The organism is Parvibaculum indicum, from assembly GCF_011762095.1.
In the GTDB taxonomy this organism is placed as follows: domain Bacteria; phylum Pseudomonadota; class Alphaproteobacteria; order Parvibaculales; family Parvibaculaceae; genus Parvibaculum; species Parvibaculum indicum.
On sequence record NZ_JAASQO010000022.1, the window covers coordinates 1 to 20,230 of the forward strand.

The following is a 20,230-nucleotide window of genomic DNA, read 5'->3' on the forward strand; positions in this document are numbered from 1 at the left end:
CCGGCAGAAGCCGCCCTCGGTTCGACACCTGCCCGCAAATGCAGAAATCTATCTCACGAAATTGCGGGCATCGGCGCGTGTGACACAAAAATCTCTAGGCGGACATAGGCAGCCTGACATCACCATAGGTGTTGCCTCTACAGGAGAAGACGAGTGCTAGATTGAACAAACTTCGACGGCTCACTTGGAAGGAAGCTCGCCATGAATGACGACGACGTGATTGTTCTCAGCTTTGGTCTTGATCGACATCGTGTCGGCAGAGCTTTTTTCGCAGAGGATGATATTGGCGCGATAGTCAGATGCCACTTCGAAACCGAGCGCGCAGTTGACCACGCACTCAAGAAATTCACCGACGGGCGCTTCAAATCTGATGGGAGCCGTGGATTTCGCAACTTCGGCGACAAAATCGAAGTGCTACGGCTACTCGGTGTTGGCGACAATCTACTGAGCCCATTGCGCCGCCACAATGACCACAGAAATCAATTTGCTCATCGCGGACAAGACGAGCTTACCGTCGAACAGGTATCGGACCTTCATCGTATGATCAACGCATTGATACCCGACTACGGGAAAATGAAATTCACCTTCAAAGGTAATCGCAATTTTGAATCCCTCTACAGCGAACTAACGCTCAGGCAAAAGTACGTGGCGAATATGATGGCACTTATAAATCTTGTCGCAGCGCTTCCGGAGGTCGCAAAGCGCAACAAAGACAACCTTAAAGACTCCTGAGATCCGCATCTTATGAAATTGAACTCGAAGCTCCAGCGTTCACAAAAGTAGCCTCGTCACAATTACCTGGTGCGGCAGTGTGTCGAATGGCCCGTCTTCGGTGTCATGAAGCAAAAACGGTAGTTGGGCCGCATCTCTCCTTGGCGAGATATCGAGGAGTGTTCCGTCTCCTGGATCCACAACAGAATGCCTGTCCAGAATACCACCTGAGTTCAGCCACCCACGGACCGGGACGTGACCCGGGTGCAACCGACACCAGCGATCAACGTTCTCGTGGCACCTCGACCGGATCGCCTTGAAGCCGTTCAGTTCTTTTTCCGTCGCGCAGCGCAACGCACGCGTATCCCCCCGGGAAAGCCTCTCCGTTAGCCTCAAACACAATCTATAGCAGGCATCACGATCCATCGCGGAAGCCTACTCGCTAACAGGAAGGCAACCCAACTTGAGGAGCGTCCCCCTACAGGGAACTAGACGACAAGAAGAACAAAACAAATACATTTCCCGCTTGACCCCGTCGACGCGAGGACGCACAAAAGACATCCTGTCCATTTTTGTCCCAGTTTTGATTCGCGAGGGGGTAGCCGGTGGAAGACCTTTCTTTCCGCGCATTGCGGGAGATGAACGGACTGTCGATCGACGAGACGGCCGAATTTCTGGAGATGAACCCCAAGACCATCCGACGCTGGGAAGCCGGTGAGACGAAGCCGAAGAAGGCCTATATCGAAATGCTGAAGCACCGGCTGGAAGGCCGGATGGGGCATCAGGAAGAGAAGCCCGCCTTCCGCTTCATCGACCTCTTCGCCGGGATCGGCGGCATGCGGCGGGGCTTCGAGTCCGTCGGGGGCAAATGCGTCTTCACAAGCGAATGGGACTCCTATGCCCAGCGGACCTATCGCGCGAACTTCCCCGACGATCACGACATTGCCGGTGACATCACGAAGGTGAATGCCGACGAGATCCCGGAGCACGACGTGCTGCTTGCAGGCTTCCCCTGCCAGCCCTTCTCGATTGCGGGTGTCTCCAAGCTCGGCTCACTGGGACGCCAGCACGGCTTCATGGACAAGACGCAGGGTACGCTCTTCTTCGACGTGCTGCGTATCCTGAAGCACCATCGCCCGGCAGCTTTCCTGCTCGAGAACGTCAAGAACCTGCGCAGTCACAACAAGGGCGACACGTTCCGCACCATCGTCGGCGCGCTGGAGAATGACCTCGGCTACAAGATCAGCTGCCGCATCGTCGATGCGAAGGGCTATGTCCCGCAACACCGGGAACGCATCTTCATTGCGGGCTTCCGCGAGGATACGGGCTTCGACTTCGAACGGCTGGAGTTCCGGGATCCCAAGACGGGCCCGACGCTTGAAGAGATCCTCCACTCCTATGACGAGGACCCGGAGGGCCACTACACCACTACGAAAAAGATCGGGCGCCTTGACAACGTGACAGCCGCTGACGACCGCTACACGCTCTCCGACAAGCTCTGGACCTACCTCCAGGGCTATGCCGACAAGCACCGTGCGGCCGGCAACGGCTTCGGCTTCGGGCTCAACACCCCGAAGGACAAGGCCCGCACCCTCTCGGCGCGTTACTACAAGGACGGCAGCGAGATTCTGATCGCACAGGCCCGCAAGAACCCGCGCCGCCTGACGCCCCGCGAATGCGCCCGTCTGATGGGCTTCGATCCTGATCGGGAGACCCGAATGGACATTCCGGTCTCCGACACGCGCGCCTACAAGCAGTTCGGCAATGCAGTGGTTGTTCCCGTGGTCGCGGAGATCGCACGCTACATGAAGCCGCATGTGATGCGGATCCTCGATCCGGGCGAACTCTTCGAGGCCGCCGAGCCCTTCACCCCGGAACCATCGGAAGAGCTGCGCCTCGAACTTGGCTGACACCGTCTCACCGGAAACCCGCAGCCGGATGATGTCCGGTATCAGGGGAAAGAACACGAAGCCGGAGCTTATGATCCGCCGCGGGCTGCATGCCCGCGGATTTCGTTTCCGGCTTCACGTGAAGGACCTGCCCGGCAAGCCCGACCTGGTCCTCCCGCGTTACAAGGCTGTGGTGTTCGTGCATGGCTGCTTCTGGCACGGCCATGACTGCCATCTCTTCAAATGGCCGAAGTCCCGGGAGGAGTTCTGGCGCACCAAGATCCGGACCAACCGTGCCAATGACAAGAAACACCTCGCCGCTCTCCGGGAGAAGGGCTGGCGCGTGCTGGTCATCTGGGAGTGTGCGCTCAAAGGCCGGACGAGACGCGATCCGGATGAGGTCCTATCATCCGCTGCAGCCTGGCTGCGCAGCGACAGGGGTATCGGAGAGATCAGGGGGAGAGAGTGACCGCACAGGAAGAGATGGCATTCGGGCGATCGGGAACAGATGCAGATCTGCTCGCCCGTTTGTTTGATCGGGCGGACCAGGTCCTCGTCAAGAAACTATCCAACAATGACCGCGACTGGGCGCGCTACAAAAACAAGCATCAGGCCGGCGTCTATATCCCGCACGAGGAGAGAGACGGCGGCTTCTTTCCTGCCCTGCAAGCGAAGGAGCGGAAAGAAGAAGGCGCGGAGATCCGGGAGGTCTATTTTCCGACCGTATGGCCGCAGCTGAATGACGAGGAGAAGCTGACCCGGCTGGTCCACTACACCAGCAAAGGCCAGGAAACCCACATGACCGGCCTGCCAAAAGAGGCCTTCGCCGAGCTCCTTCCCGCGTCGTTCCTCGTGATGGGACGCGTATCGAAGGACGATGGGTACAGATACGAATGCCTGACGATCGACTCCGACAGCGATGAAGCCATTCTTCTGGCCGAGATGTTCGACATTGACGCCACCTTCATGGTGGCCGTGCTGGATCCTGCCGCGGTCCGAGCCAGAGAGCGCGAACGTATTCTGGACTTTGCCGAGCAGGTAATCGCGGCCTGGGAGAAAGGTACGATCGCGGAATTCGCGAAAACCAACGCTGCAATGCCTCCGACTGCGGAACTGGCGCAGATGGCACGCACCGCCTTTCTGGAGAAAAACGGGCTCGAGAAGCTCGATCCCTTCGCCCTTGAGAACCCGGGCGACGTCCTGCGAGAGATCAGTCGCAGCATCGAGTGGGAGCTCTTCAAGGAATTCCAGAGAAGGGAGAGAGCCGTCGAACTGGTGCGGCTGGTGCTGGGTGACAAGCCACGCAAGGTAACCGCGTCAGAGGTGATCCGCAGGCTCGTCGACGAACTCCCGGCAATAGACGCGCTGATGCTTTCCGCCAGCCAGCAGCGCAAGTCGCGAGCGGGCTACTCCTACGAGCATCACATAGAGGCCATGCTTCTCGGCGGATCGATCCCCCACGAAAAGCAGGTCGTCATTGCCTCGAGGAAGCGCCCCGACTTTGTTCTGCCGTCGCTCGCCTTCGTCGACAGCAAGACAGAGGATGCAGCGACGGGCCTGATCCTCAGCGCCAAGACCACACTTCGCGAGAGATGGAAACAGGTCGAACGCGAGAAAGGCGACCGCCAGCTGTTCCTCACAACGGTTGATGAAAACATTGCCGGCAGCACGATCGAGGACATGGACTCCATCGGCGTCTGCCTGGTTATTCCCGAAAGCCTCAGGAAGTCCAGGGAGACGGAATACAGTGGCCATGAGAACGTCGTGAGCTTCAGGGAGTTCTGCGACGAGTTCGTACAGCCTCATCTGATCTTGTGGAACGCCGCAATGGCGTGATTCGACCAAGGAAACGAACCAGAGTCTCACCTCTCAGAGAGCGAACATGGGCGCTCCCACACCGTCAGGCCGAGAATTAGGCTTTGGAGGAAAATGGCCGCTTTGCGCCAGAAGCGGACGTTCGATCTGGCCGCGTGATCAAAGGCCCTTTATTTTGACACTTCAAGATCGGAGGACCGTCGTGAAATTCGACTTTGCGGTGTTCAATACAGATCAGATCAACAAAAAGCTTATCAAGTTCTCTGCGGCTGGTTTGATGCGCTCAGAGGAAGAGCATCAGCGCGAGGCCCTCCTGTCTCGCGCGCCGGTTGGAACGCCTGCCCACATGCAGCACGACATGCATCGTGTGATCGGGTGGAGCCGGCAGCTAGGGCTCTACATAGATGGCGAAATGGTTCGCGTCTTAGGCTGCATCGAGTATCCTGAGAACGAAGAAGATTGCGCTCAACTACAAGACCGTGTTGCGCGGCATAGGAAGCGCGTCAACGACGCTCAAACCGCACGGTTTCGCGATGAGCTTTCGGCGAAGATCGGACTTCCCAACAATGGGAATTTGAGCTTCCTGCGAACGGAGTCGGTGTTCGCCAAGCGAGAAGGACTTGCTGCCGAACTGTATCCAGAGTTCTTTGTGCCGAGTACAGGTTTGGTCGACAAGGATGGCCTTGTCGAATACGGAGAGCTCCTATCCCGTACCACCGAGCTGTGGCCGGGCGTTTTTCATGACAAGAAGCGCGATCTGGTTCTGGTCGCCCACAGGTTTTTTCGGCGTAGGTTGTCTCATTTGAACGCGCTGAACACCGAGTTTTTCCGCAGCTTTTCAGGAGTCGCCCAAGAGAACCCCAAACTGAGAGCTCGATTGAGGCTCGATCCTGATCTGCTTGGTCATCCCGCCTCCACCAAGAGTCTCATTGAGCTCGAATATTGGCGTGGCCCCAAATACGACGAAGACATCAGCAAAATCCCGAGCGGAGTAGCGGAACACAAGGCGGACGAGGTGACCCGACAGTTTGAAGGGGTCGATCGAACCCAAATTTGGTGGAAGGCCCCAGAAACCCGTATGGTTGGCAGTGCACCGACCGACTACCGCACATTTGAGGTAGAAGAACTCATCGAGGACCCGTCGCCCGGGCTTGCGGACGGACGGTACGGGTGTAGATATGCCCATGCTGAGTACTCGTCGAGCGCGGATGACATCACCCATTTTGACGGCGCGATCCGAGCCTATGATGGCGATAAGTATCTCATAAGATTTGACGCTTCAATCGATCGTGCTGGAAAGAATTCCGACTACACGAAACTGTTTCGTTTCGATGGTGAACTCTCTGTGCCGGACTGGAAGCGGCTGCTTAGCGACTACTATCGAGGCAACAACCTGATACCTGAGTATCTTGGCGCGCCGCAGGACGCTGCGCAATCACGAAGCGCAACTTCATCGTCGGCTATTCGGGAGCAGGCCGAGGCACCTTTGGCAGCGTTCATTTCCCTTTCTCCCGGCCGATTGACGGATGGAACGATGCTCTATCCAGAGTTGTTTCTGCAGATCGGCAGTCAGTACTTCCCGTTCGTGGAAGTCGGCATGGGCACGGTGTCGAAGTACCTAGATAGCAAGCGTGACAAGGACGTAACCCCAATCGGCTTTCACGACGACGTCCTCAACCTATCTCGTCTGGGCATCGTTGAGTCCGACCAGTTGCCTAACCAATTTGCGGATGAGATTAGAGGTCTCGCCGATGCGCTCGAAGAAGACATTGAGAGTGGCCGAACGCAGAAAGTAGCAATTCCCATCATGTGGCAGAACGACAATATTGTAGTCACGCTTACGTTAGCGGGGCGCGCCGCATTGGTGTTGCCTATGCTAAGGCGACTGCCCAGTTTGATTGATCTGACTAGGATGCCCTCGGAATGGATAGAGGCAATGGCGCACGCTATAGCCGAGATTGCACCGGTCAAAGCTGCAGCCGTTATTTGGGACGGAGTTGATCGCGGTATTATCGAAATCAAACGTAGTGGTGAAGTCGAGGTGCAGTGGCCTATGAGCGCATCTTGGACAGAAGCAGCGATCGCAAGCGGCTTGTTGAAGTTCCCTGATCAACTTGCCCGAACCGACATCGAGGAGAGCTGAGAGCATCCAGCTCAAGCCCGTCTGCCGGAGAATCCCTGCTGAGCCGTTGGAAACTTAATTGACGCTCGATTTAACTGCCCTCTTTTAGTGCCATGCCGATTGGATCGAAGATGGTCGAGCTCTCCGCCACCGCAAGACTCCGTCCTGCGCACGCTGCCCCTTTGGGAAGGCCAAGGGGCAAGTGCCGATCCGAGACCGCAGCCTCTTCGAGTTGAACGTCCGCTAGTGGCGCATATGCGCCAAGAGCGGAACTTGCCTAGCAAAACGGACGTTCGGCGTTGAACTCGGACATGGTCTACAAATCGAATATCGCGCTGCCGCAACCTCTTGCTCAGCGGCCTGAAACCAGAATTTAAGGGGCTGACCGGAGCCGGATCAGGCCTTTGATGATGCCAACGCCAGAACATGCTGAACCATGCGCCAGCTGTAGTTCTTCGCCGCGACGGCGCACAGCATGTAGAGCAGGAACAGCACCACGCCATAGACTAGAGCGTGTTTGCCGTTGCCAGAGGCCCACCAAGCCAGCACCGGTAGGGGAACCACTACCAACGCCGTAATCAACCCAATGTCCCGAGCCGCAAGATAACGTCCGTGTGCGTCTAACACTCCCACATCATCTCGGAATTCCCGATAGATCCGATAGAAAAGCTTGTTTTGCTCCTTGCCTGCCAGAGGAAGCGGTCCGTATTGAGCTTCGAGCAGCTCCATATCGACATGGCTACTGTGCGGCCCGACGCTAGTAAAGGCTCGGCAGCCGGGAAGCGGATCATGCCAGCGCCAATGCATTATCCGATCGCGCCAGTTTGGATTGATCAAGCCAAGTAGCAAGAGTGAGGCGACCACGATGAGCCCAAATGCCGCGGTGCCAGGCACGGCTGCCGCCTCGAGTCGCGCCACGAGCGCGGGGCCGTTCATCGAGAGGAGGTGCAGCGGCTCGGCTGCGATCCAGGCAAAGGCCACGATATGTCCGATCATAGCGGCCCTAATCAGCACCGCATTCTGCTCCTTGAGCGATTTACCGTCAGCCATCGTTGTCCTTTCGAGATGAAACCAGCGCATGAAATCGCGCAGGTGTCGCTATCAGCAAAATCGATGGTGGCGCGCGTTCGGCGGCAAGGTCGGCTGCGGTCTTCCAATCGGTCGAAGACGGACCCTCGTTCCGAAGGTGGCTGTGCCAGGTTCCCACGTCGAACAGGGTTCGTCCGCTTTGCTCATGCCGATGGCGGATGGTCGATTGCAGGCCATCGGTTCCTAGTACGAACAGCGTGGGCGTTCGGCGGCTGTCGGCAGGCGCTTCAAGAAGATCGACTACGGTCACCGTCTTCAGTCGGGCGCTGGTCAAGCCGATCATTACTCCGCCAGTTTCAACCGCCGAATAGGCTTTGGCTTCGGCCCGAACGCGGTCCACCACGCGCCGGGACAGTCGCAACTGCCAACCATCACTGCCGGCGATGGCGACGGTCTCGAACGCAGGAACAACACACCGACTCCAACGTGTCGACGGGCTATCCTCATCTGCTGTACCGATGACGATCAGCCCCTCGTGGGTCGGCGCGTCGAGCGCGTTGGAAATCTCCTGCGAGAGGGACGCTGTCATAACCGACAGACGCGCGTCGTCCATCGTCATCGTCAACGAACCGCATCCCTGCCCGATCTGAACCTCGGCGAGGCCATCAGCAGGATCGAAGAGCAGCTCGGCGGCGCGTCCATCGTCAAGGGTTGCATAAAGTTCGGCGATCAGGTCGCAATGGCTGGGATTGTGGTCCTTGCCATCCACGAGCAGAAACGCACCGCGGCCGCGGCCGAAAAGGGCTGCCTCGAACAGCCGCGCACGAAGGCGAGATGTTGCGGCAGATACCAACGCCTCGCGAACGGACAGCGAAGCGGTCGAATTGATCACTGCGCCTGCGGCTTTGGGCATGATCTGCTTGACCTGCTCAGGATCTCGGAGATCGTGGCTGAGGTCGCCTTTGTGCACCGCAGGCGCCATGCCGAAGCCGACGAGTTCTTTCGAGAGCGCCTCCGCCTTGTTGCTGGAGACGTCCTTCGCGCCGAGAGCATGCCGCGCCAGATTGTGCGGTCTAAGCAAGGACTCGTCGCTCACCGCCACGATGTCCTGGCCCGCACGCACCGCGTGCATGGCGATCTTCGATCCAACACTGCCACAGCCAAGCATGGCAAGTCCGCTACGCGCCGGAATGCCGGACAGCGTCTGGAGCAATGGAGCACTAAGTGACTGATAGTGCATCGCCGGCGCAACAGGCTCTTTGTCAGCTTGGGCGAACAGCGACGCGCGGTTCTTGTCGGCGCGTATCTCGACGACATAAGGTAACAACTCGATGTCGTAAGCGCTGCCGATCAGATGAATCGGACGCCGCGCGCACAGAACGATGCCGATCGGGATCGGCTGAGGCAGCAGCATACCGTTAAAGCTTCGTTCGACATTGGCGAGGAAGGTATCCAGGCTGCGTCCGCATCCGAGCTCGGCGGCTCGCGCGCGCAGGTCGTGCAATGTTGTGACGCTCTCCGGCAGATAGGTCGCGCTGACACGTGGCGTGCCATTGGGATTTTTGTCGGGCCAGACCACCCCGACCACCGTATTGCCTAGGCTCACGCTAGAATCGGGCCGACGCGACGTGAACGTCGTATCGTCCGACTTCTGCATAAGCGGGGTCTGCACACCCCTGCTTGAGATCCACGTCTCGACCGAGTCATTGAGGTATGCCTCGGACGCACCACGGCGGAAGAACATGCCCTGCCATGCGATCCACCCGCCGTTCTTGGTGACCGCATTGCGCGCGGCATCGGCGTCGATTTCAACGATATCGCGGAAATCGCGGCGGAGCATAGGCTCCCAACCCTGTTTAGCGTTAATCAGATCGCTGATTGCAGCCTTGCGAAGCCAGATCGCGAGCTGCTCGACCAGATGGAAGATGCCATACTCGACCAGACCGAACTGAAAGAAATATTCGTCCTGATCCCCATCAACCAAGCACGGTCGGGGCATCGCGGCAAAGGGCATGAGATGAGGGAAGTTGCGTGGGAAATCCTCGCGCAGGTAGAAGCGCGGCGATTGCCATGGATAGTATGTTGGAAGCTTGAGAACGACAGGCTCGCGTACTCGGACGCCGCTCGAGCTGATGCCGTCCGCCTTCATGTCGAGCGGCATCTCGACGTTCATGTCCAGCCGAATGCGTGGTCTGCCGCCTTCCGGTTCAAGCACCGCGCCGCCGACACATTCGGGATGAGTCAGCGCGACGCGCAAAAGATGCTCTGCGGGATCGATTCCCGCCTCGGTTGCCATAGGTTCAGCCGTGTGGACGCGCCTGGGCAGCGGTGGCACCGATCCCCAACGCGGCTACCGCCGCCTTGGCAGCGCTCTTCACGACTTTTGTGACGCCGCTAGAAGTGATCTCGTATTCCAGCGCGCACTCTTCACCCTCCCAGACCTCAGCGACGCAGATGAACCGATCGCTCTTGCCATCGACGATGGAGATGTATTCGCGCTTGGCGCGATCGCTGGGTGGGTCCGCTTCTTCAGGATCGATCGCCTTCGAGCTGGCTACGACAATCGCGCCTTTCCGAATTTGCGCCAGCGCGCTGCGCGCGTCGTCGCAGACCTCCGCGTCCTCGCCATAGGTCGAATAGCTGTCGTAGCTGAGGCTGTGCCACGAGCAGTGATGCGGGGCTTGCAGAATATCGTAGCTGAGCCAGTCGGCCCGATAGGTGCCATGCTTGCCCCATAGCCGCTCCCAAATCGCGACCTCGGCGTCACCTCCGGTCAGGAAGCGGCATTTGTCGAGAATGCCCCCGCCGCGGATCGAGAAGCGCAGGACCACCGACGAATGATTCTTGTCGAGCAGATCTTCCAGCTCTTCATCGTCACCATGCGGGATCGGCGCGAGAAGCCTAGCCTCAAAAGCACCAACCGTAATGCAATTGAGACTCGTCACGACATCATCCGTCTTGACGACGACCCCCGGAATATCGTCGGTCTTGCCATCCTCGTCCTCTCCCATGATCTGGATACGATCACCCTCGACCGTCGCGGCACCCTTTTCGCGATACAGTGCGACACGACGGCGAGCTTCCTTCGCCCACGCTTTGGCATCATCACAGAGGACATGAGACTTGGACGCACGGCGGAAGACGATCGGCGACGACCACATTTCCCGGATAAGAATCTTGTCGTCATCCTCGTCCCATTCATCGGGCGGGCCGAGGTGGAAGTGAGTTTGGAGGCCGCGGATATGGTCCTTATCCGGATGGCTGAGCTGAAAGCCATCAACAAACAGACGGCCTTTTCCATCGCGAGTCAGCCGACTGCGGAGATCAGCCATGACATCCGGCGTATCGTCATCATCGTCGTCCGCAGCTTGGCGCACATGTAGATCGACGAGGAGCTTCTGGCCGTTGTCGAACGTGATCAGCGTCATATCACCGTTGCCGACGGGGAAAAATGTGATTGAGGCGGTCATTGCAATCCTTTCGGTCAAACAGTGAGACGAGCGCCGTGCAGCAATCTGGCGACGCTTGGCCCGGCATTTATGCGTTAGGGTTATCGCGACCGCTCGGCTCGCGAGCGACTCCTTAGTCCATTCGGCCACTGAAATCGGGGGGCTACCCGTGACCGCAGCGCTCCGACCCCCTCGCCCGGAATTTTCTGCCCACTCGCCTCCCTTCGTCCTTGACCCCTGCAGTCTTCGCGTCCATTGAATATAGAGACTGCGCCCAGACCAGTCAAGAAACACGATGGGATATTTTTTTCGAATCGACTTATTGGAGGATTTTGTGGCGGAAGAGACGGGAGAAACGGTACGCTGGGGCGTTCAACGGCGCCTCGAATTCATCGATTTCCGGTTGTTCTGGGACGGGCGGTTCAATCGCCGCGATTTGGCAGAGACCTTCGGAATCTCGGCGCAGCAAGCCTCTTCCGACATCGCCCAATACACCGCGCTTGCGCCCGGGAACCTTGCTTATGATCAGACCCTGAAAGCCTATTTGCGCGCGCCGACCTACGAGCCGAAGCTGATGCACGCGTCGGCCGAACGCTATTTGCTTCAACTCGTCGCGATAGAAAACCGTTGGATGCGTCAGGAGGACACCTGGTTCGACAACACGCCACCCATTGAGAACGTCTCGCTGTTACGCAAGCGAACGGACGCTCGGATTCTGCTCCATATCCTCGACGCCATCAATCAACGTGGCCAGCTGGAGATTCAGTACAGGTCGATCACCGGCTCGCCGGAGCCGCGCCGTGTAATAGCGCCCCACGCGCTCTTTCATGCTGTCGGCCGGTGGTATGTCCGAGCGTGGTCGAACGAGCATTCCGATTTTCGCGATTATAACCTTTTCCGGATTGGTCAAGCTGGCGACATCGTCACGGCCGCCATCGATTCTACACTTGATTTCGAATGGATGCATAAGATCGACCTCATTCTCGCACCAAACCCGGCTCTGTCAGCAAATCAACAAGCGGCACTCGAAGCCGAGTACGGTATGACCGACGGCAGGCTCGTCGTTACCCAGCGGCTGAGCCAGACCTTCTACTTGATGACCGAGCACAATTTCGACGTAGAGCCCGACACGCTACCGCCAGGCAAGCAGCAGCTGGTGCTCCTCAATCGTGACGAGGTAGTCAATGCGCGGGCCACGGCGCGTAAGCTCTCAATTGACGCTGTCGAGCGAGCTTCTCGGTGAACAAGAGCATTGGCGATCAAGGGATATCCGCGATCTTGCTCTTTGGCAGCCGTGCGCGCGGAGATAATAGCCGGGGGTCGGATACCGATCTCCTGCTTATCAGCCCGCCCGATACTCCAAAGCACAAATCGATTGGCCACCTCTCGATGTTCTTCTATCCGTGGGAGAAGCTGATCTCCGACGCATGCAACGGAGATCTATTCGTCTGTCACATCGTGCGCGAGGCCAAACCGTTGTTCGACCCGCTGGGCCAGCTTGATAAATTGCGATCCCAGTTCAGGCTGCGGACGAGCTATGCCCGCGAAATCACGCACGCTCGTGACCTCGGTTGGTTCCTCGATCGCCACGCTGGCGCTCTCAACTCCAATCTAGTTGTGCGGCGCATGGTCTGGTGTATTCGTACAATCCTCATCGCGCAGCTCGCTGAACGAGGTACGCCGGCGTTCGCGCCTGCCGCGCTGGCAGCGGCGGCGCCTTCGGCTGCGGATCTTCTTGCTAGTCGCCATCAGCGCAGACTGGATGCAACAACGCGGCAGCGATTTCGGCAGTATTTAGTTCAGGAGATTGGGCATCCAGTCTTGCCGGACGAGGCGACGCTCGAGGACTATCGCGCCTTGTTCGCCCAGACCGGCAATGAGGTAGGACTGCAGACGATCGAGCGTGGTATTCGGTCGACGGCAGAGGATGCGCACCATTACCGCTGATCGGCGCTGGCGCGTTGGGCTCGGCTACTACAGAAATAGCAAGAATGACCGCTTCTGGCGCAAATCAGACAATCAAATGTGCACTAGAATAGTATCTAAGTTCGACTGGACTTCCCCCACAAAGGAAGCATCCATGTGCATGCGCCAAACGGCGCAGGCCCCGCGGGACGATAGTCAGGGGGCCTTTCGGGGTGAGGGCGCCGGATTGGCGGGCGCCTGCAACCAACAGGAACCCCGAACATGGCAAATTCCTCAAATTCTGCCTCAAACCTTGCGCCTAAATCTCCTCCCCCGACCGCTGGCAAGCTCGGCCATATCATCCGGCTATTGCAGCGCACCAAGGGAGCGACCATCGGTGACTTAGTCGAAGCGACCGGCTGGCAACCTCATTCCGTACGAGGAGCAATCAGCGGCCAGCTGAAGAAGCGCCACGGCCTGGACGTGACTGCGACTAACGACGAGACCCGTGGCCGCGTCTACCGCTTGCCGAAGAAAGCGAAGGCGGGAGGCACCAAATGAATCAGGTCGAACCGGATTTGGCTGGACTCGATTTGGGTAACCTCCACAGACGATGGCGTGCGGCCCATGGCAATCCTCCCCCGCCTCGCGCCGGCCGTGAGTTGCTCGAGCTCGGTGTCGGCTGGCACCTCCAGACCAAGGCTCATGGCGGCCTTGATCGGGCGACACGAGAACAGATCGCTGCTTTGGTCGAGGATGTCCGGGAGGGACGCGAGCCGGGCATCACGAAGAGTCGTTCCTACCTCAACCCCGGCACGACACTGGTACGGGAGTGGAACGGCAGGACCTACCAGGTTCAGGTGCTCGATACCGGATACCTCTTCGAGAACAGGGTCTGGCGCAGCCTCTCGGAGATCGCCCGCGAGATCACGGGCGCCCGCTGGAACGGACCCAAGTTCTTCGGTCTCAGACAGAAGCAGAAGGAGGTCGCCTGATGGTTGCCCGCAAGTTTCGCTGCGCGATCTATACCCGCAAATCGACCGATGAAGGTCTCGATCAGGACTTCAACTCACTGGAGGCCCAGCGCGAGTCCTGTGCCGCATATATCATGAGCCAGACCCATGAGGGCTGGGAGGCGCTGCCTGCTCACTACGATGATGGCGGTTACTCAGGGGGTACTCTCGAGCGCCCCGCCCTGCAGAGCCTGATGCAGGATATCGGGAAAGGCCTGATCGACATTGTTGTGGTCTACAAGGTCGACCGGCTGACACGGTCGCTGGCCGACTTCGCCAAGCTGGTCGAACTCTTCGATCGACACAGCGTCTCCTTCGTCTCGGTGACCCAGGCCTTCAACACCACGAACTCCATGGGACGCCTCACTCTCAACGTGCTGCTTTCCTTCGCCCAGTTCGAGCGAGAGGTCACGGCCGAGCGTATCCGTGACAAGTTCCGGGCCTCCAAGGAGAAGGGGATGTGGATGGGAGGCAAACCGCCCCTCGGCTACGACGTCGACAAGCGGAAGCTCATCATCAACGAGGGCGAAGCCGAGCAGGTCCGCCACATCTTCGACCGCTATCTCGAACTCGGCTCGGCCATGGCACTGATGAAGGACCTGGATGCCAGAGGAATCCATTCAAAACGATGGACCACCCAGAAAGGGCGGACGATCGGTGGAGCCTGCTTCACCCGTGGCGTTCTCTACCTCCTCCTGCAGAACCCGATCTACATCGGGAAAATCCGGCACAAGGATCAGATTCACGAGGGGCTGCACGCCTCCATCATCGACATGAAGACATGGGGGAAGGTGCAGGACCTCCTTGCCCGTAACCGGCACGAGAACAGGACAAGAAAGAACGCCAGCGCCCCGAGCCTGCTGGCCGGGCTCCTCTTCCATAAAGACGGCACCCCGTTCCGGCCGCGGCAATCACAGTTACAGGGCAGGCGTCTCCACTACTACAGGCACCCAGAAACGACCTTACCCGCCCCTGAGATCGAGAGCATCGTCACCAGCGAGCTCATTGCCCTGCTGGGACAGCAGACCGAGCTTTGCAGGATAATCGGGGCGGATCATCCCAATCTCATCGAGTTGGTCGGGACGACGGCGGCGCAGCATGCGGCCCAGCTGAAGGCCCAGCCCACGCGCGAGGTCGTCCTTAATCTCATTGAGAAAGTCACCGTCGAGCAATCTCGAATCCATATCACGCTAAACCGGCAGGGTATGGCTGAGCTTCTCGGGTACGCCGACACGTCCGTAGTCAATGAGGATGCATATTCCGACCCGGTCGTCCTCACACGCCGGTATCAGCTGAAGCGGGTTGGGCGCGGCAAGAAGCTGATCATCGGGGCGAAAAACCCGAATGAGACCGCTCAGCCTGATGCGTCACTTCTCAAATCCATCGCCCGGGCACACGCCTGGCTCGAGGATTTGAAAGCGGGGCTCAGCTACAAGGAAATCGGCGCGCGGGATACGATCGACGAACGGCTGGTCGCGCGGACTGTGCGGCTGGCCTTCCTGGCTCCTGATATTACGAGAGACATCCTCAATGGCCGCGAGCCGGAGGGCCTGACTTCGCAGGGACTGATCCGGCTGCCGAAGCTACCGGCGAACTGGGATGAACAGCGCGAGGCACTGGGCTTCACCTAAATCGGCCAGAGTCGGAGAATGCACTTGCCCGCGCTTCTGCGCGGGCTTTGTCGTTCCGTTGACGTTCCCGCGAAACACGGCTGCATCACGGTGCATCATCGTGCATCGAAATACGCTGAAGCGGACCTGTTTGGCCCCTCGCAGAGATATACCCATGAAATGGCGTCGAAATGCTCTCCGCAGAGCACCTCTGCCGGTCACCGCGATGCACAAATGGGCCACAAGTCCCCGGAATGACGGAGAGTTTGCGGAGAGGCCTGGAGGTCTTCGTTTTGCTGGGGAAGGACTGGTGGTGTCGACAGTCGATAGACCTGTTCCCTCTGCTCAATTCCCTGAATTTCAGGGAAAATACAGGGAATTTCGCCCGAATCTGCATCCCCAAGGCTAAAGACCGCTGAAATAGCCCGGCAACTTCCGTGACTTAGCGTCAATTTCCCTGGAAACCAGAACAGGGAAATTTAATCGGCATATCAGGGAATTTTCGCGAGGGAACAGGGACCATACCGACCGCCTAACGGCGCGGCTCAAGCCGCATCAATTGTCAGAATCAGATGCGATTCTTGGCCCGGAGATTGGAACTTTCCAACGAGGCCAGCCATGAGCGATCGCGTTCTCAAGAGGATGATGGACGACTATTGCCGCGTCCGGATTTCCCCCTTGCTCCCGCAGGATCGCGATGATCTGCTCTTGCGTGAACCTCAATCGTTTCATCGTCCGTCTCCTTCTCCTTGACGGACTCTACTCATTTTTGGAGGAGTTTGCGGGGCTCACGTCACGCCGAATAAAAACATTCAATCCCAAGACGCGCCGACGGAGCTCACAACATGATGGCATGGTCTATCCTCTCAGCAGGCAGTCGTTCTCATCGCATTTGGTCTGATCCGTCAAGGTAGACAGAAAGTGTTTCGTCTCCCCCTCGCGAAACGACTGTCAGAATTGCTTTGGTTGGTCTTTGCGCTTCGGGTATCCATGCAGCTGTTGCGACGCCGTTCCCTCTGTTTTCTGCAATTGCGATGGTTTGCATCAAGCCGATCCGAGCGTTTTGAACTGCCATGCGCATATTCCGATGTCGAGCCCGGAGTGATCTGGAAAGATATCGGCGGTACGATTTATCCAGTACCGCGCCATTCTTACCATCGATAAACACGATTTCCTTTCTTTCGGACGTCAAGAATTCCACGCGATAAGCATGTGCCTCATCTCGCCTATCCGGCTTTATGCTCACTGCCGTTCCCTTCGAATGCATCCTTGCGGAATCGAGAATATCCAAAAGAGACATCCGCGCCTGATCCGAAGACACTGTCTGCAACCTATAGTCATTTCCTGAATAGGCATGACCGACTGGAGCCGTTGATGCGAGTGCAGCCAGCGATATGACGAGAGCGGTTTTCATGAGATAGCCTTTCCTTGAGGCACGCCCTGACGGGCGCCGTTGGAGTACGGAATTTCGGTCTAGGTTTGAACACCGAGAAATTTTGTGACCTTGCATTGTTCTACCGCTCCGCTCCGTGCGCGAGTTTGTAGAGAACAGGCAGGACAACCAAGGTGAGAAGCGTTGACGACAGGATTCCGCCGATAACAACAGTCGCGAGAGGGCGCTGAACTTCAGCACCTGCGCTGGTGGCAAGCGCCATCGGCACAAACCCCAACGACGCAACCAAGGCCGTCATAAGCACAGGACGGAGCCTCCTGCTCGCGCCTTCCCATATCGCTTCGTCGAGGTGCATTCCCTGCGCTCGCAGATTCTTGATGAAGCTGATGATCACCAGGCCGTTCAGGACCGCCACTCCGGACAAAGCGATAAAGCCTACGCCGGCGGATATTGAGAGTGGCAGGCCGCGAATGGCGAGGGCGACCAGACCACCCGTCAAGGCCAGTGGTACGCCGGAAAAGACGAGGAGAGCATCCTTGGCGGTTCCCAGACTTGCAAACAGAAGAGCAAAAATCAGAATCATCGCAAGCGGAACGACGACAGAAAGTGTTCGAACCGCCGAGACCAATTGCTTGAACTGCCCGCCCCATTCCATCCAGTAACCGGCGGGGAGTACTACATTGGCCTTCACCCGTTTCTGTGCTTCCGAGACAAATGAACCAAGGTCGCGCTCACGAATGTTTGCAGACACCACTATTCGACGCTTGCCATTCTCCCGACTGATTTGATTGGGGCCGGTGGTGAGCTTCACATTCGCTACTTCCCGCAAAGGGACGACGCGCGGCATGGTTTCGGGGAAAGGCTCATATGAGGAGATCGATACATCTGTCGTTTCCGGATGAACGGGAGGCAACGGAATCGGCAACTCTCGCAGCCTGTCGACATCCTGCCTGACGTTTTCCGGAAGGCGGACAATGACGGGGCTACGCCAGTCCCCTTCATAGAATGTGCCTGCCCGGCTCCCTCCCATCGCCGATCTTACGGTTTCCTGTATGTCGGCCACGTTGAGCCCCAACCTGGCCGCAGCATCCCTATCGATATCGATCGAAAGAACCGGCAGGCCCGTTACCTGTTCGACATTTATATTGGCCGCACCATCAATCCCGCCAACGACCGTGGCAATTTCACCGGCGGTTTGGCGCAGCTGTTCCATGTCATCGCCGAAGACCTTGATTCCAATATCCGCCCTGACACCGGAGATCAATTCATTGAACCTAAGCTCGATCGGCTGCGAGAGCTCGAACTTGGAGCCCGGCAGGCCCTCCAGTTTCTGCTCGATTTCGGCGAGAAGAACATCCTTGGGCTTGGATGGATCCGGCCAGTCCTCGCGATCCTTCATGATGACGTATGCGTCGGAAATGTTCGGCGGCATTGCGTCTGTCGCTACCTCCGCCGTTCCCGTGCGGGCAAACACATCCCTTACTTCCGGCAGTTTCAGGAGAACCTTCTCCACATCGGTTTGCATTTCGACAGACTGCGTAAGACTTGTTCCCGGAACGCGAAGAGCCTGTACGGCCACATCCCCCTCGTCCAACTGAGGAATGAATTCCGTTCCGAACCTCGTCATACCGAGGCCGGTCAGCACGAGCAGGACGATGGAAACCGACAACACCGTGTAATTGTGCCGCAGCGCCCAGGAAAGGCCAGGTTCATAGGTCCTTTGCGCCCAACGCATGATTGGGCTCTCCTTTTCCTCGACATTGCCACGAATGAATATGGCGATTGCCGCGGGAACGAATGTCAGGGCCAGCACCATCGCTCCTGCCAGAGCAAGGATTACGGTGAGAGCCATCGGCGTGAACATTTTACCCTCCACCCCGGAGAGGGTAAGGATCGGGAGGTAGACCACTGTGATGATGAAGGAGCCGAACAAAGCGGGGGTCATGACCTCCCGCGTCGCATCCGCTACCACAGAAAACCGTTCCGACATATGCAACGTCCGGCCAAATCGTTTTTGCTCTTCGGAAAGCCGGCGGAGGCAGTTTTCGACAATGATCACCGCACCGTCGACTATCAGCCCGAAATCCAGCGCGCCCAAACTCATCAGGTTGGCACTGATCTGATATTCGACCATGCCGGTAATGGTGATGAGCATTGAAAGCGGAATGACCATCGCAGTGATCAATGCAGCTTTGAAATTGCGCAGAAGAATGAACAGGACAGCGATCACCAGCGCCGCGCCTTCAAACAGGTTTTTCTGAACTGTTTCGATCGTCTTCTGAACCAGCGACGTCCGATCATAGAGTGGCTGAATCACAAATCCCGCGGGAAGGCTTTTCTGTATCTCGTCGACCTTGGCTCTGACAGCGGCAGCGACCTCCCGACTGTTTTCGCCAACGAGCATAACTGCCGTTCCGATCAGCGTTTCAGTTCCGTTGTGCGTTCCCGCGCCGGTACGTAACTCCTTTCCGAACGTCACTTCAGCAATGTCGTGTACATAGACCGGGCGGCCTTCATGCGTACCCAGAAGGATTTCCGAAAACTGTTCCGTGGTTTCGACCTGACCGGGAACCCGGATCAGATACTGCTCGCCGTTCTGTTCGATATAGCCCGCACCAACATTTACGTTGTTGTCCTCCAACGCCTCTCTCAGGTCGCTGAATGACATGCCGTAAGATGTCAGCTTGTATGGATCCGGCACGACATGTATCTGCCTCTCGAAGCCACCGATCGCATTCACCTCGGCGACTCCCCTAACCGTACGCAGCTGCGGCTTCACGACCCAGTCATGTAATGCACGGATATCGGACTTGCCGGATGAGATATCCCCGGACGCCAGATCAGGGCGAAACTCCATGCTGTACATGAAGATTTCCCCAAGACCCGTGGAGATCGGGCCCATGCTCGTTTCGGTGTCATTCGGAAGCTCGGCCGCACTGGCCTGTATCCGCTCCCCGACAAGTTGCCGCGCCCGATATATGTCCGTCCCTTCTCGGAAGACGACGGTAATCTGCGACAATCCATATCGAGATATCGAGCGCGTGTAGTCCAACGCGGGCAGACCACTCATTGCCGTTTCCAATGGAAAGGTTACCCTCTGCTCCACCTCGAGCGGGGAATAGCCTTGAGCCACCGTATTAACCTGAACCTGAACATTCGTGATGTCAGGAACAGCCCCAATGGGAAGGCGTGTAAAATTGTAGGCGCCGATCGCAGCGACAAAAGCAGTGGCCATAAGCACCAACCAGCGGTGCTGGACACAGAAAGATACGACTCTTGCAATCATGACCGCTC

15 protein-coding genes are annotated in these 20,230 nt (G+C 57.8%); 10 read left to right on the forward strand and 5 right to left on the reverse strand.

The genetic code is table 11. The features are described from left to right. The first annotated feature begins 201 nt into the window (after window positions 1–201). The 5 genes from FHS78_RS18255 to FHS78_RS18275 all read left to right on the forward strand — a co-directional run bounded on the left by FHS78_RS18255 (window position 202) and on the right by FHS78_RS18275 (window position 6,558). On the forward strand, window positions 202–732 hold the full coding sequence (locus FHS78_RS18255) for a hypothetical protein (protein WP_167095835.1): 531 nt from the start codon (window positions 202–204) through the stop codon (window positions 730–732). A 584-nt stretch (window positions 733–1,316) separates the two neighbouring features. Continuing rightward, window positions 1,317–2,621 (forward strand): DNA (cytosine-5-)-methyltransferase, encoded by a 1,305-nt coding sequence (gene dcm / locus FHS78_RS18260; RefSeq protein ID WP_343042012.1) that lies wholly within the window; start codon window positions 1,317–1,319, stop codon window positions 2,619–2,621. Further along, window positions 2,614–3,069 carry a very short patch repair endonuclease gene (locus FHS78_RS18265; protein WP_167095837.1) on the forward strand — a complete coding sequence of 152 codons (456 nt, stop codon included), beginning with the start codon at window positions 2,614–2,616 and terminating at the stop codon, window positions 3,067–3,069. Before dcm ends, FHS78_RS18265 begins: the two co-directional genes overlap by 8 nt. Next, a complete protein-coding gene (locus FHS78_RS19715; RefSeq protein WP_167095839.1) occupies window positions 3,066–4,436 on the forward strand; it encodes a type II restriction endonuclease in 1,371 nt (456 codons plus the stop codon). The genes FHS78_RS18265 and FHS78_RS19715 overlap by 4 nt, the downstream gene beginning before the upstream one ends. 181 nt (window positions 4,437–4,617) lie before the next feature. Continuing rightward, window positions 4,618–6,558: a hypothetical protein gene (locus tag FHS78_RS18275; RefSeq protein WP_167095841.1), complete on the forward strand. Its 1,941-nt coding sequence runs from the start codon at window positions 4,618–4,620 to the stop codon at window positions 6,556–6,558. Window positions 6,559–6,933: 375 nt separating this feature from the next. Here the strand turns inward: FHS78_RS18275 and FHS78_RS18280 are convergent, their stop codons facing one another. From FHS78_RS18280 to mblB, 3 genes are read right to left on the reverse strand one after another with little or no spacing between them, the layout of a single operon-like run. Beyond that, window positions 6,934–7,587: a hypothetical protein gene (locus FHS78_RS18280; RefSeq protein WP_167095843.1), complete on the reverse strand. Its 654-nt coding sequence runs from the start codon at window positions 7,585–7,587 to the stop codon at window positions 6,934–6,936. Continuing rightward, the gene (cap2-3, locus tag FHS78_RS18285; RefSeq protein WP_167095845.1) at window positions 7,580–9,862 is read right to left on the reverse strand and encodes an anti-phage 6A-MBL system cap2_3 protein; all 2,283 of its coding nucleotides are present in this window, start codon (window positions 9,860–9,862) and stop codon (window positions 7,580–7,582) included. Before cap2-3 ends, FHS78_RS18280 begins: the two co-directional genes overlap by 8 nt. A gap of 4 nt (window positions 9,863–9,866) precedes the next feature. Beyond that, window positions 9,867–11,036: an anti-phage 6A-MBL system MBL-fold protein gene (gene mblB / locus FHS78_RS18290; protein WP_167095847.1), complete on the reverse strand. Its 1,170-nt coding sequence runs from the start codon at window positions 11,034–11,036 to the stop codon at window positions 9,867–9,869. Window positions 11,037–11,349: 313 nt separating this feature from the next. Here mblB and FHS78_RS18295 point away from each other — a divergent pair, with 313 nt between their 5' ends. The 5 genes from FHS78_RS18295 (at window position 11,350) to FHS78_RS18315 (ending at window position 15,564) form a co-directional block, all read left to right on the forward strand. Further along, entirely contained in the window at window positions 11,350–12,258 is a 909-nt protein-coding gene (locus FHS78_RS18295; protein WP_343042014.1) for a WYL domain-containing protein, read from the forward strand. Then, on the forward strand, window positions 12,255–12,962 hold the full coding sequence (locus FHS78_RS18300; RefSeq protein WP_167095849.1) for a nucleotidyltransferase domain-containing protein: 708 nt from the start codon (window positions 12,255–12,257) through the stop codon (window positions 12,960–12,962). Before FHS78_RS18295 ends, FHS78_RS18300 begins: the two co-directional genes overlap by 4 nt. 240 nt (window positions 12,963–13,202) lie before the next feature. Beyond that, a complete protein-coding gene (locus FHS78_RS18305; protein ID WP_167095851.1) occupies window positions 13,203–13,481 on the forward strand; it encodes a DUF3489 domain-containing protein in 279 nt (92 codons plus the stop codon). After that, a complete protein-coding gene (locus FHS78_RS18310; protein ID WP_167095853.1) occupies window positions 13,478–13,915 on the forward strand; it encodes a DUF2924 domain-containing protein in 438 nt (145 codons plus the stop codon). Before FHS78_RS18305 ends, FHS78_RS18310 begins: the two co-directional genes overlap by 4 nt. Continuing rightward, window positions 13,915–15,564, forward strand: coding sequence for a recombinase family protein (locus FHS78_RS18315; protein ID WP_167095855.1), 1,650 nt, complete (start codon window positions 13,915–13,917; stop codon window positions 15,562–15,564). Before FHS78_RS18310 ends, FHS78_RS18315 begins: the two co-directional genes overlap by 1 nt. A gap of 862 nt (window positions 15,565–16,426) precedes the next feature. Here the strand turns inward: FHS78_RS18315 and FHS78_RS18320 are convergent. Together FHS78_RS18320 and FHS78_RS18325 are read right to left on the reverse strand one after the other, a co-directional pair. Then, on the reverse strand, window positions 16,427–16,957 hold the full coding sequence (locus tag FHS78_RS18320; RefSeq protein ID WP_167095857.1) for a PepSY domain-containing protein: 531 nt from the start codon (window positions 16,955–16,957) through the stop codon (window positions 16,427–16,429). Window positions 16,958–17,057: 100 nt separating this feature from the next. Further along, window positions 17,058–20,222 (reverse strand): efflux RND transporter permease subunit, encoded by a 3,165-nt coding sequence (locus FHS78_RS18325; protein ID WP_167095859.1) that lies wholly within the window; start codon window positions 20,220–20,222, stop codon window positions 17,058–17,060. Between the last annotated feature and the right edge of the window lie 8 nt (window positions 20,223–20,230).

What these genes read in the sequence shown, in the direction of transcription:
- FHS78_RS18320 (WP_167095857.1), bottom strand. Translation starts at nt 16,957, where the DNA reads ATGAAAACCGCTCTCGTCATATCGCTGGCTGCACTCGCATCAACGGCT.
- FHS78_RS18305 (WP_167095851.1), top strand. Translation starts at nt 13,203, where the DNA reads ATGGCAAATTCCTCAAATTCTGCCTCAAACCTTGCGCCTAAATCTCCT.
- FHS78_RS18310 (WP_167095853.1), top strand. Translation starts at nt 13,478, where the DNA reads ATGAATCAGGTCGAACCGGATTTGGCTGGACTCGATTTGGGTAACCTC.
- FHS78_RS18255 (WP_167095835.1), top strand. Translation starts at nt 202, where the DNA reads ATGAATGACGACGACGTGATTGTTCTCAGCTTTGGTCTTGATCGACAT.
- FHS78_RS18280 (WP_167095843.1), bottom strand. Translation starts at nt 7,587, where the DNA reads ATGGCTGACGGTAAATCGCTCAAGGAGCAGAATGCGGTGCTGATTAGG.
- cap2-3 (WP_167095845.1), bottom strand. Translation starts at nt 9,862, where the DNA reads ATGGCAACCGAGGCGGGAATCGATCCCGCAGAGCATCTTTTGCGCGTC.
- FHS78_RS18325 (WP_167095859.1), bottom strand. Translation starts at nt 20,222, where the DNA reads ATGATTGCAAGAGTCGTATCTTTCTGTGTCCAGCACCGCTGGTTGGTG.
- FHS78_RS18315 (WP_167095855.1), top strand. Translation starts at nt 13,915, where the DNA reads ATGGTTGCCCGCAAGTTTCGCTGCGCGATCTATACCCGCAAATCGACC.
- mblB (WP_167095847.1), bottom strand. Translation starts at nt 11,036, where the DNA reads ATGACCGCCTCAATCACATTTTTCCCCGTCGGCAACGGTGATATGACG.